Raw genomic sequence first — 11,704 nt, forward strand, 5'->3', positions numbered from 1 at the left:
CGGGTCACAGCGGGGAGCCCACGATGACCAGAATTGACGACGTCGCCCGGCTGGCCGGAGTCTCCACGGCCACCGTCTCCCGGGCGCTGCGGGGCCTGCCGACGGTCTCGGCCGCGACCCGCCGCCGGGTGCTCGCCGCCGCCGAACAACTCCAGTACGCGGTGTCGCCCAGCGCCAGCCGGCTTGCCGGCGGCCGGACCGGCACGGTGGCGGTGGTGGTGCCCCGCATCACCAGATGGTTCTTCGGCACCGTGGTCGAGGCGGTCGAGGAGTTCCTCCAGGACAGCGGCTACGACCTGCTGCTCTACAACCTCGGCGGCCGGGAGCAGACCCGCCGGCGGGTCCTGCGCCCGGCGAGCCTGCACAAGCGGGTCGACGCGATCATCCTGGTCGCGACCCCGCTGCGCGCGGCCGACGTGCACGCGCTGACCAAGCTCGACCTGCCCGGCGTGACGATCAGCTCCGGCACGAAGGTGCCCGGGTGGCCCTGCGTCCGGATCGACGACGTGGCCGCCGCCCGGACCGCCACCCGCCACCTGCTCGACCTCGGCCACACCCGGATCGCGCACATCTCCGGCGACCCGGACGACGAACTGGCCTTCACCACCCACCTGGACCGGCGGCGCGGCTACCAGGAGGAGTTGCGGGCCGCCGGGCTGCGGCCCGACCCGAGCCTCGACGTCGAGTCGCGGTTCACCATCGACGGAGGCACCCGGGCCACCGCCGAACTGCTGGCCCGGGGCGAGCCGCCGACCGCCATCTTCGCCGCCTGCGACGAGATGGCGATGGGCGCGGTCACCGCGCTGCGCGACGCCGGGCTGCGGGTACCGCAGGACGTGAGCGTGATGGGCATCGACGACCACGACCTGGCTGGCGTGCTCGGGCTCTCGACGATCGCCCAGCCGGCCGCCGAGCAGGGGCTGCTCGCCGCCCGCATCCTGCTCGACCCGCTGGGCGTACGGGCCGCCGCGCCGTACCCCGGCCCGGTGCCCGCCCCGCGCGGCGCCGACACCGACGATCCGACGCCGCCCCCGGTGATCCTGCCCACTCGCCTGGTGGTGCGCGAATCGACCGCGCCACCCCGGGCACACTGAAGAACTCGCTGGTCCCGCACCACCCAGACAGGAGTAAGGCGCTGAACACCGACGCGACGCAGCAGACCCCCGGCACCGGCTGGTGGACCGAGGCGGTGATCTACCAGGTCTACCCGCGCTCGTTCGCCGACTCCGACGGCGACGGCATCGGTGACCTGCCGGGCATCACGGCCCGGCTCGACCACCTCGCCGAGCTGGGAGTCGACGCGCTCTGGCTGTCCCCGTTCTACCCGTCCCCGCAGGCCGACGCCGGGTACGACGTGTCCGACTACCGCGACGTCGACCCGCTGTTCGGCACGCTCGCCGACGCCGACAAGCTGATCGCCGAGGCGAAGGCCCGCGGGCTGCGAGTGATCGTCGACCTGGTGCCCAACCACACCTCGTCCGCGCACCGCTGGTTCACCGCGGCCGTCGCCGCCGCGCCGGGCAGCCCGGAGCGGCAGCGCTACGTCATCCGCGACGGCAAGGGCCCGGACGGCACCGAGCCGCCGAACGACTGGGTGAGCGTGTTCGGCGGCCCCGCCTGGACCCGGCTGCCCGACGGGCAGTGGTACCTGCACCTGTTCGACTCCGGCCAGCCCGACCTCAACTGGGACAACCCGGAGGTGCGCGAGGAGTTCCTCGACGTGCTGCGCTTCTGGCTGGACCGCGGCGTCGACGGCTTCCGGGTGGACGTGGCGCACGGCCTGATCAAGCAGGCCGACCTCGCCGACTGGCAGGAGCCGCAGGAGATCCTCTCCGGCAGCGAGGTGGACAAGCCGCGCCCGCCGATGTGGGACCAGGACGGCGTGCACGAGATCTACCGGGAGTGGCGGCGGGTGCTCGACTCGTACCCCGGGGAGCGGATCCTCGTCGCCGAGGCGTGGGTGGAGCCGGCCGAGCGGCTGGCCCGGTACGTGCGCCCCGACGAGATGCACCAGGCGTTCAACTTCGAGTACCTGCTGGCCGCCTGGACCGCGCCGGCCCAGTACGCGGTGATCACCCGCTCGCTGGAGGCCACCGACTCCGTCGGCGCGCCCACCACCTGGGTGCTGTCCAACCACGACGTGGTCCGGCACGCCTCCCGGCTCGGTCTGGGCACCGGCGGTGGCCGGGCCAACGGCGTCGGCGTGGACGACCCGCAGCCGGACGCCGCGCTGGGCCTGCGCCGGGCCCGGGCGGCCAGCCTGCTGATGCTCGCGCTGCCCGGCTCCGCCTACCTCTACCAGGGCGAGGAACTGGGGCTCCCGGAGCACACCACGCTGCCCGACGAGGCCCGGCAGGACCCGACCTGGGCGCGCAGCGGGCACACCGAGCGCGGCCGGGACGGCTGCCGCGTGCCGATCCCGTGGGAGGCCGACGCCCCGTCGTACGGCTTCGGGCCGACCGACGCGAGCTGGCTGCCCCAGCCGCCGGTGTGGGCCGAGTACGCACTGGACCGGCAGCGCGGCGTGCCCGGCTCGACGTACGAGCTGTACCGGACCGCGCTGCGGCTGCGCCGGGAGCACGCGCTGGCCCGAGGCCCGCTGCGGTTCCTGTCCTCCGGCGACGAGGTGCTCACGTTCACCAACGGCGACATCACCGTGCTGACCAACTTCGGCACCGACCCGGCGCCGTTGCCGGCCGGCGCCGAGGTGCTGGTGTCGAGCGCGCCGCTGGACGGTGCCGCGGTCCCGACGGATGTCACCGTCTGGTTCCGGGTGTAAGGAAGGGCCCCCTGTTAACGCCTCAGGTAGAGGAAGGGCCCCTTCTTAACACTCACTGTTAAGAAGGGGCCCTCCCTTCCTCCAAGCGGTCGGCGCGAGCGTGCAGCAGGTCGTGCACCTGCGCGATGTCCCGGGGTGAGGTGCGGGCCGCGAGCCAGTACATGATCCCGGTCGGGATGAAGAAGAGCTGGAACGCGGCCAGCCCGACCGCGTAGTTCAGCGGCGGCGGGAAGGCCGCCCGCAGCCCGGCGAACGCCACCCCCACCAGCCCGTTGCCCGCCGCCCGGCCGACGCCGTTCACGAGGTTGCCCAGGCTGTAGACGGTGCCGCGGTGCTCGGGCGGGTTCACGTCCGCGATTAGGGCGAACCAGTTCGGCGAGTTCGCCGAGGTCAGCGCCAGCGCCACCACGGCGGTCAGCAGGCTCAGCCCCACCGACGGTTCGGTCAGCACGCTGGACAGCACGGCCGTGACCACCGCGCCGGAGCCGGCGCCGTCGGGCACGTCGATGCGGATCGGCACGAAGAACAGAACCAGGTAGAACGGGAGCGCCGCGAGGATGCCGACGGCCGCGACCATGGCCCGGCCACTCGGCGTACGCCGTTGCAGCGCGTCGCCCACCAGTCCGCCCACGATGGACAGGACGCCACCGAGCTGGAACAGGGTGGCGAAGACGCTGCCCACGACCACGGCCGTCGCAGGTGAGTAGCCCTGCGCCTCGGCCCGCTGGCTGAACAGCACCGGCAACCAGACCAGCGAGCCGAACGCGGCCTGGGCGGTGAGCCCTTGCAGGATCAGCCAGCGGTTGGTCCGGCGGGCCAGGATCCGGGGCAGGTCGGCGCGGCTGATCCGGTAGTCGTACTCGTTCCCGGCGTCGATCGCCCCGGCCAGCTCCGGTTCGCTCTGCCCGCGCCGGATGTCGTAGGTGAACAGGTACGCCACCGTGGCGGCCAGGCCCACGCCGGTCAGCAGCAGGAACGGCCGCCGCCAGTCGGTCGACCCGAGTACGCCGCCGAGCAGCGTCCCGGCCAGCGTCCCGACGCCCTGCGACAGCCCCCAGAAGCTCATCACCAGGCCCCGGCGGCGCGGTGAGATCAGGTCGGTGACCACGGAGAAACCGACCGAACCCACCGCGCCGAGCCCGACCGCGCCGACGAACTGCGCGATCAGGAACGTCGCGTACCCCCCGGCGAGCGCGCTGCCCCCGGTGCCCGCGGCCCAGAGCAGCGTGCCGACCATGAGCAGCGGCTTGCGGTTGGTGCGGTCCCCCACGTACGCCCAGCCCACCGCCGCCACCGCGCTGACCAGGAAGCTGACGGCGGTGACCAGGCCGAGCATCCGCTGGGGTACGTCGAGGGCGGTGGAGATCGGCCCGTACAGCGGGGGCACCAGGCCGATCGCCACGTTGTCCAGCGAGGCGAGCACCACGAAGACCACGACGCTGTAGATCCGGTGTGCCGCGTTCCCGCGCCGGGAGATCCTGGTGCCCGTCATGCAGGGCAGCCAATCAGGTGCGGGCCCGATCCGGGACACCGCCCCCGACCGGCGGGCGTGTTAAGAAGGGGCCCCTTCTCTACCGGAGGCGTTAAGAAGGGGCCCTTCCTTACCCCCGGGCGTGGGCGTAGCGCTCGCGGATGGCGGGGACCGCCTCGCCCGTGTACTCCTCGGTGTCGCCGATCGACCAGGCGGGCGGCGTGTCGCCACCGAGCGCCACCCAGGCGGCCTGCCGGGCCGCGCCGTCCGCCACGTACTCGCCCGGCGGCGGCACCACCACCGGGCGGCCGAAGACCTGCGGCGCGATCCGGCGTACCGCGGCGGACCGGGCGCCGCCGCCGACCAGGATGATCCGGTCGGCGCGGGCGCCCTGCGCGATCAGCGCGTCCAGGCCGTCGGCCAGCCCGCAGAGCATGCCCTCGACGGCCGCCCGGGCCAGGTGCGCCGGGGTGGACGTCCGCACCGTCAGGCCCTTCAGCTCGCCGGTGGCGTGCGGCCGGTCCGGCGTCCGCTCCCCTTCCAGGTACGGCACCAGCACCAGCCCGTCCGCGCCGGGCGGGGCGGACAGGGCCAGCTCGCCGAGCGTGTCGAGGTCGACGCCAAGCAGGGTCGCGGCGGCGTCGAGCACCCGGGCCGCGTTGAGCGTGCACACGAGTGGCAGGAACCGGCCGGTGGCGTCGGCGAACCCGGCCACCGCGCCGCTGGAGTCGGCGGCCGGGGTGTCCGCCACCGCGAACACGGTGCCGGAGGTGCCGATCGAGACGACCACGTCGCCCGGACCGGCTCCGGCGCCGAGCGCCGCGGCGGCGTTGTCCCCGGTGCCCGGCCCGAGGAGCACCGGGCCGGCCGCCGCGCCGTCGCCGAACACGGCCGGGTCGAGGTGCCCGGCCACCTCGGCCGGGCCGAGCACGACAGGCACCTCGGGGCGTCGGCCGAAGGCCCGCTCCAGCAGGTCCAGCCGGTACTCGCCGGTGCGCGGCGACCAGTAGCCGGTGCCGCTGGCGTCGCCCCGGTCGGTGCGCAGCGCGTCCAGTCCGGGAGCGCCGGCGAGCCGCCAGGTCAGCCAGTCGTGCGGCAGGCAGACGGCTGCCACCCGCTCGGCGTTGTCCGGCTCGTGCCGGGCCAGCCAGCGCAGCTTCGTCGCGGTGAAGCTGGCCACCGGCACCGCGCCGGTCGCCTCGGCCCAGAACCGGCGGCCGGTCTCCCCGCCGCCGGCCTCCTCGACCAGGTCCCGGGCCGCGTCGGCGGAACGGGTGTCGTTCCACAGCAGCGCCGGGCGGACCACCTCACCGGAGGCGTCCAGGCAGACCATGCCATGCTGCTGGCCGCCGACCGAGACGGCGGCCACGTCGGCCAGGCCACCGGCCTCGGCGACCGCCGCCCGCAGGGCCTCCCACCAGGCGTACGGGTCGACCTCGGTGCCGGGCGGGTGCGGCGCGCGGCCCTGCCGGACCAGTTCGCCGGTCTCCGCGTCCCGGACGACCACCTTGCAGGACTGGGTCGACGAGTCGACCCCCGCGACGAGCGGCATGGCGGCCCGCCTCAGCGCGCGCCGAGCACGTGCTCGACGGCGAGCTGGTTGAGCCGGACGAAGCCGAAGCCCTTCGCCCCGGCCGAGTCCGGGTCGAACTCCTCGAACGCGGTCCGGTCGGCCAGCAGCTCGCGGTAGCCCTCGCCGGGGTTGAGCGTCGGGGTGGCCAGCTCGGCCACCCGGGCGGCGGCGAGCGCCTCGGCCACCTCCGGGTCGGCGCGGAACGCCGCGGCCCGCTCCTTGAGCAGCAGGTACGTCCGCATGTTCGCCTCGGCGGAGGCCCACACGCCGGTCATGTCCTCGGTGCGGGAGGGCTTGTAGTCGAAGTGGCGCGGGCCGTCGTAGGCCGGGCCGCCGTTCGGGCCGCCGTGCTCGAGCAGGTCGACCAGGGCGAACGCGTTGAGCAGGTCGCCGTGGCCGAAGACCAGGTCCTGGTCGTACTTGATGCCCCGCTGGCCGTTGAGGTCGATGTGGAACAGCTTGCCCTGCCAGAGCGCCTGGGCGATGCCGTGGGCGAAGTTCAGCCCGGCCATCTGCTCGTGCCCGACCTCCGGGTTGAGCCCGACCATCTCCGGGCGGGCCAGGGTGGAGATGAAGCCCAGCGCGTGGCCGACGGTGGGCAGCAGGATGTCGCCGCGCGGCTCGTTCGGCTTGGGTTCCAGGGCGAAGCGCAGGTCGTAGCCGTTGTCGACGACGTACTCGCAGAGCAGGTCGACTGCTTCGCGGTAGCGGTCGAGCGCGGCCTGGACGTCCTTCGCGACGTCGTACTCGGCGCCCTCCCGGCCGCCCCACATCACGAACGTCTTCGCGCCCATCTCGGCGGCCAGGTCGATGTTGCGCAGCACCTTGCGCAGCGCGTACCGGCGCACCTCGCGGTCGTTGCTGGTGAAGCCGCCGTCCTTGAAGACCGGGTGGTTGAACAGGTTGGTGGTGACCATCGGCACGACCAGGCCGGTCTCGTCGAGTGCCTTGCGGAACCGGCTGAGCCGGGCGTCGCGGGTGGCCGCGTCCGCGCCGAACGGGACCAGGTCGTCGTCGTGGAAGGTGATGCCGTACGCGCCCAGCTCGGCGAGCCGGTGCACCGCCTCGACGGCGTCCAGCTCGGGGCGGGTGGCGTCACCGAACGGGTCACGGGCCGGCCAGCCCACCGTCCAGAGGCCGAAGGAGAACTTGTCCGCGGGGGTGGGGCGGGGAGCCATGGCAGACCTCCAGGTGGTGGTGTCGTCCGCGATTTGTTCAGCGGTTGAATTAAATGGCGGCGATGTGGCAGTGTCAAGAGGTGACAAGCACCAGCACCGCCGGGGCGGTCCGGCAGGGCAGCCTGCGCGAGTTGAACCTCGCGGTGGTGCTCCGGCGGATCGCCGCCGCCGATCGACCGCCCTCGCGCGCCGGGATCGCCGCCGACACCGGCCTCACCCGGGCCACCGTCTCCGCCGTGGTGGACGACCTGATCGCCGGGCGGCTGGTCGCCGAGGCCGAGCCGGAGCCGCGTACCGGGGCGGGCCGTCCCGCCCGTGGCCTGGTGCTCGCCTCCGACGGCCCGGCCGGGCTCGGTCTCGAGGTGAACGTCGACTACCTGGCGGCCTGCGTGGTCGACCTGACCGGCGCGGTCCGGCACCACCTGGTCCGCCGCGCCGACCTGCGCCCGGTCTCCCCCCCGACGCGCTCGCCCGGCTCGCCGCGCTGGCCGCCGAGGCGCGCGCCGCCGCCGTACGCGACGGGCTGACACTGGCCGGCGCGGCGCTCGCCGTGCCGGGTCTGGTGGGCGACGGCGGCCTGGTCCGGCTCGCGCCGAACCTCGGCTGGCGGGACGTGGACGTGCCGGCCCTGCTCGCCGGGCACCCGCTGGCCGAGCCGGTCGACGGGGTGCCGCCGCTGGTGGTCGACAACGAGGCCAACCTGGCCGCGCTCGGCGAGCTGTACGCCGGCCCGGCCGGCCCGCGCAGCTTCCTGCACGTCACCGGCGAGATCGGCATCGGCGCCGGGATCGTGCTCGACGGCGCGCTGTACCGGGGCGCGCGTGGGTGGAGCGGAGAGATCGGTCACTTCCCGGTGCAGCCGCAGGGGCGGCCGTGCCGCTGCGGCGGCCAGGGCTGCCTGGAGCGGTACGCGGGTCAGGAGGCCATCCTGGCCGCCGCCGGGCTGCCCGGCGCGGAACTGCCGGCCGACACCGCCGCCACCCGGCTCGCCGACCTGGCCGAGGCCGGCGACCCGGCCACGCTGACCGCCCTGACCGACGCCGGCACCGCTCTCGGGGTGGCGGTGGCGGGCGTGGTGAACCTGCTGGATCTGGACACCGTGGTGCTCGGAGGCGGATACGCCCCGCTGGCGCCCTGGCTGCGGCCGACGGTGGAGGCGGAGGTCTCCCGGCGGGTACTCACCGCCGCCTGGGCGCCGGTCACGGTGCGCCCGGCAGTGCTCGGCGCGCAGTCAGCGGCGGTCGGCGGGGCCGGCTCGGTGGTCCGCCGGATCGTCGACCGGCCGGTGGGGTGGCTGGCCCGGGCCGGCTGACCCGGATGATCCTCGACGGGCATTCCGTGCCTGCGCTCGGTACGCTTGCCGCCAGGCAACGTGTCCGCCGAGCGAGGAGTGCACCGACAGCATGCGCAGGGGTCGACCGACCGAAGCGCCCGGCCACCGGAGGTGACCGCCGCGCGCCGGGGCGGTGTCGCGGGGCCGGTCAGCGGCGGTGGACACGCCTCGCGGAGACGACCCCGGCGGGTTGCCGGGGTCGCGCTACCGGCTGACGACCACCTGGCCCGCGAGCTGCTGGACGGGCTCGCCGAGGCGGTCGTGACAGTCGACCGCTCCGGGGTGGTGACACTCGTCAACGCGATGGCCGCCGACCTGCTCCCCGAGGTGTCGCCCGGCGTCGACCTGGCCGCGTGCCCGGTGCCCGCCCTGGCCGGCGCGGCGGCCGCCGGTTCGGACACGTTCGAGACCGAGCACCGCGGCCGGCGGCTGAACGGCCTGCGGCGGCCCCTGGCCGACGACCGCCACGCCTGGTACGTCCGGGACGTCACCGAGGAGCACGCGCGCACCGACGCGCTGCTCGCCGAACGGTCGCGCACCGCGTTCCTCGCCGAGGCGGGCAGCCGGCTCGGGCTGTCCCTGCACCGCGAGCAGACGCTGCGTACCGCGGTGACGCTGCCGGTGCCCTACCTGGCCGACGTCGCGGTGGTGGTGCACCGCCCGCCCCCGCCCGCCGAGGACGAGCCGCACTGGACCCGGTACGCCACCGGCGATCCCGGCCCGGTGACCGGCCTGGCCGCCTGGACGACCGTGGAATCCGTCCCCGGGCTGGTGGAGGCGCTCGACGGCGACCTCACCGAACCGAGCCCGTGGCTGGACGCCGAGCTGGCCGACCTGGCCGAGGTGCTGCCCGCCGGGTTCGGCCGCCCGGGCACCGTGCTGATCAGCCCGATGCCCAGCGCCGGTGGTCCGGCCGGCGCGCTGGTGCTGGCCCGCCGCCCGGAGCGACCCGGCTTCGACAAGCGGGAGATCGGCCTGGCCCGGGAGTTCGCGGGCCGGGCCGGCGCCGCGCTGGCCGCCGCGGACCTGTACGGCGAGCAGGCCCACCTGGCCCGGGTGCTCCAGAACAGCCTGCTGCCGCCGGAACTGCCCCGCCTGCCCGGGATGACGCTCGCCGGCGGTTATCGCGCCGCCGGGGACAGCCTGCGCATCGGCGGCGACTTCTACGACCTGTTCCCCACCGGCGACGGCGGCCTGTTCGCGCTCGGCGACGTGTGCGGCAAGGGCGTCGGCGCAGCAGTGCTGACCGGCCGGGTCCGCCAGTCGCTGCAGACCCTGCGCCTGGTCGAGCAGCGCCCCCGGGAACTGCTGGAGCTGCTCAACCGGGCGCTGCTGGACGCCCCCGACGCGGCCCGCCGGGCCCAGTTCACCACGCTCCTGCTGGGCGCGCTGCGCCGCGAGCCGGACGGCGGGCTGCTGGTGCGGCTCGCCGGTGGCGGGCACCCGTCCCCGCTCGTCGTCCGCGCCGGCGGCGGGGTGGAGACGGTCCGGGTGGGCGGCATGCCGGTGGGCGCGCTCACCGACGCCCGGTTCGCCGACACCGAGGTACGGCTGGCGCCGGGTGACCTGATGCTGGCGTACACCGACGGGGTGACCGAGGCTCGCGGCGGCCCGACCGAGCCGGCCATGTTCGGCGACGCCCGGTTGCGTCAGGCGCTCGCCACCGGCGCCGGGCTCCCACCCGCCGCGCTCGTCGACCGGGTGCTCCAGCTCGTCGACGAGTGGCTGGACGGGCAACCCCACGACGACATCGCCATGCTCGCCGTGGCAGCCGGATGACACCGCCGCCGGACCGCCCCGGGGCCGGGCGCCGGATCGGGCCGGACACGCTCGCCGCGTACCTCGACCGCCTGGACGCCGCCGACCGGGCCGGCGCGATCGCGCTCGCACGCGGCCTGCTCGCCGACGGTTTCTCGGTCGCGGACGTCCTGGTCGACCTGGTCGCGGTGGCGCAGCGGGAGGTCGGCCTGCGCTGGCTCACCGGCTCTTGGAGCATCGCCCAGGAGCACGCCGCCACCCACGTCAGCGAGCAGGTGGTGGACGCGCTGGGTGCGACGACCGGTCCGCCCCGGCGCGGGCACGTGGTGATGGCGTGCGTCGAGGGCGAGTGGCACGCGCTGGCCGCCCGCATCGTCACCGAGGTGGTCCGGGCGGCGGGCTGGCGGGTGACGTTCCTCGGCGCCAGCGTGCCGGCCCGGCATCTGGTCTCCTATCTGCACCAGACCGGCCCGGACGCGGTGCTGCTGAGCTGTGTGCAGCCGAACCGGCTGGTCCGGGCGGCGCGGATGGTGGAAGCCAGCCGCGCGGCCGGGGTGCCGGTGCTCGCCGGTGGTCCCGGTTTCGGCCCGGACGGCCGGTGGGCCACCGTGATCGGCGCGGCGGGCTGGGGCGCCAGTGCCCGGGACGCGGTGGCGCTGCTGGAGCAGCCGTTGTCGGCCGCGCACACCGGCGCGCCGCCGCCCCCGCCGGACGACGCGTACGTAGCGGTGCTGCACCGGCGGCGTGAGCTGATCCGGCTGGCGCTGGCCGCGGTGGACCCGCCGCCCGAAAGCGCCGAGGACGTCGCCGCCGGCATCGCGCACCTGGTGGACGCGCTGATCGCGGCCGTGCGCGTGGACGACGACCGGCTGCTGCGCGACTTCGTCGGGTGGCAGGAGGAGGCGCTGACCTCCCGGGGCGGCCGGGCGCTGCTGGACGAGGTGCTCGGCGCGCTGGAACGGGCACTCACCGAGCATCCCCGGGTGGTGGCCCGGTTGCGGGCCGCCCGTGAGGGCTGAGTCAGGCGGTACGGGCCACCGGAGGCTCGTCGGACGGCCGGGCGGGGTCGCCGATCCGTTCCCCGGAGGGTTGCAGCATCGGCCATCCGTCCGCCACCGTGGCCTCGCCGCGCCGGCCCACCTCGTCGAACTCGCGCATGCCGCGTACCAGCGCGGCCCGGCCCTCCGGGCTCATCCCGGCCAGGATCCGCTCCAGCCGGTGCCGCCGGTCCTCGCGCAGCTCGGCGAGCAGCCGGATGGCGGCGGGCGTGAGGTGCAGCGAGATCTCCCGCCGGTCGTAGCGGCCCGGCTCGCGTTCCAGCATCCCGGCCGCGACCAGCCGGTCGCACAGCCGGCTGGCGGAGGAGAGCAACATGTCGGTGAGCGTGGCGAGCCGGCGGAGGTTGATGCCGTCATACTGCTCGACGACCATGATCGCGCGTAGTTGGGCACTCGACAGCCGGCTGGTGGTGCGTTCCCGGGCCGCCTCCCAGACGGCGAGCAAGGTGCCTGCCGCCTCGTCCAGGGCGGCGGACGTACTCGTTTCAGGTCCCCGGGGACCGCGCTCTTCGGTCATGGTGGGCCCGAGACTACTCCCCGGATCTGCCCGGCGA

The 11,704-nt window shown here is 75.2% G+C and carries 8 protein-coding genes and 1 pseudogene; 5 read left to right on the forward strand and 4 right to left on the reverse strand.

From position 1 onward, the window contains the following. Positions 1 to 23: 23 nt before the first annotated feature. Positions 24 to 1,094 carry a LacI family DNA-binding transcriptional regulator gene (locus tag ACQP26_RS24555; RefSeq protein WP_269704435.1) on the forward strand — a complete coding sequence of 357 codons (1,071 nt, stop codon included), beginning with the start codon at positions 24 to 26 and terminating at the stop codon, positions 1,092 to 1,094. Positions 1,095 to 1,135: 41 nt separating this feature from the next. Beyond that, positions 1,136 to 2,779 (forward strand): glycoside hydrolase family 13 protein, encoded by a 1,644-nt coding sequence (locus ACQP26_RS24560; protein WP_433496193.1) that lies wholly within the window; start codon positions 1,136 to 1,138, stop codon positions 2,777 to 2,779. 58 nt (positions 2,780 to 2,837) lie between these two features. Here the strand turns inward: ACQP26_RS24560 and ACQP26_RS24565 are convergent, their stop codons facing one another. From ACQP26_RS24565 to xylA, 3 genes are all read right to left on the reverse strand, one after another. Continuing rightward, positions 2,838 to 4,271, reverse strand: a complete 1,434-nt coding sequence (locus ACQP26_RS24565; RefSeq protein WP_433494113.1) for an MFS transporter — start codon at positions 4,269 to 4,271, stop codon at positions 2,838 to 2,840. Between the two features lie 109 nt (positions 4,272 to 4,380). Further along, positions 4,381 to 5,802 (reverse strand): xylulokinase, encoded by a 1,422-nt coding sequence (xylB, locus tag ACQP26_RS24570; protein WP_433494114.1) that lies wholly within the window; start codon positions 5,800 to 5,802, stop codon positions 4,381 to 4,383. 11 nt (positions 5,803 to 5,813) lie between these two features. Beyond that, complete coding sequence (gene xylA, locus ACQP26_RS24575) at positions 5,814 to 7,001, reverse strand: xylose isomerase (RefSeq protein ID WP_433494115.1); 1,188 nt, start codon at positions 6,999 to 7,001, stop codon at positions 5,814 to 5,816. Positions 7,002 to 7,054: 53 nt separating this feature from the next. On the opposite strand from xylA, the pseudogene ACQP26_RS24580 reads away from it, so the two are divergent. The 3 genes and pseudogenes from ACQP26_RS24580 (at position 7,055) to ACQP26_RS24590 (ending at position 11,111) form a co-directional block, all read left to right on the forward strand. Next, positions 7,055 to 8,313, forward strand: a pseudogene (locus tag ACQP26_RS24580) (ROK family protein). A 132-nt stretch (positions 8,314 to 8,445) separates the two neighbouring features. Continuing rightward, positions 8,446 to 10,113 (forward strand): PP2C family protein-serine/threonine phosphatase, encoded by a 1,668-nt coding sequence (locus ACQP26_RS24585; protein ID WP_281576931.1) that lies wholly within the window; start codon positions 8,446 to 8,448, stop codon positions 10,111 to 10,113. Further along, positions 10,110 to 11,111 carry a cobalamin B12-binding domain-containing protein gene (locus ACQP26_RS24590; protein WP_281576930.1) on the forward strand — a complete coding sequence of 334 codons (1,002 nt, stop codon included), beginning with the start codon at positions 10,110 to 10,112 and terminating at the stop codon, positions 11,109 to 11,111. Before ACQP26_RS24585 ends, ACQP26_RS24590 begins: the two co-directional genes overlap by 4 nt. A gap of 1 nt (position 11,112) precedes the next feature. On the opposite strand, the gene ACQP26_RS24595 is transcribed toward ACQP26_RS24590, so the two are convergent. After that, positions 11,113 to 11,667: a MarR family winged helix-turn-helix transcriptional regulator gene (locus ACQP26_RS24595; RefSeq protein WP_269704428.1), complete on the reverse strand. Its 555-nt coding sequence runs from the start codon at positions 11,665 to 11,667 to the stop codon at positions 11,113 to 11,115. Positions 11,668 to 11,704: the final 37 nt, after the last annotated feature.

Source organism: Micromonospora sp. CA-248089 (assembly GCF_050948515.1).
GTDB lineage: Bacteria > Actinomycetota > Actinomycetes > Mycobacteriales > Micromonosporaceae > Micromonospora.

Coding starts and splice junctions, on each gene's coding strand:
- xylA (WP_433494115.1), bottom strand. CDS start 7,001: ATGGCTCCCCGCCCCACCCCCGCGGACAAGTTCTCCTTCGGCCTCTGG.
- xylB (WP_433494114.1), bottom strand. CDS start 5,802: ATGCCGCTCGTCGCGGGGGTCGACTCGTCGACCCAGTCCTGCAAGGTG.
- ACQP26_RS24595 (WP_269704428.1), bottom strand. CDS start 11,667: ATGACCGAAGAGCGCGGTCCCCGGGGACCTGAAACGAGTACGTCCGCC.
- ACQP26_RS24590 (WP_281576930.1), top strand. CDS start 10,110: ATGACACCGCCGCCGGACCGCCCCGGGGCCGGGCGCCGGATCGGGCCG.
- ACQP26_RS24565 (WP_433494113.1), bottom strand. CDS start 4,271: ATGACGGGCACCAGGATCTCCCGGCGCGGGAACGCGGCACACCGGATC.
- ACQP26_RS24555 (WP_269704435.1), top strand. CDS start 24: ATGACCAGAATTGACGACGTCGCCCGGCTGGCCGGAGTCTCCACGGCC.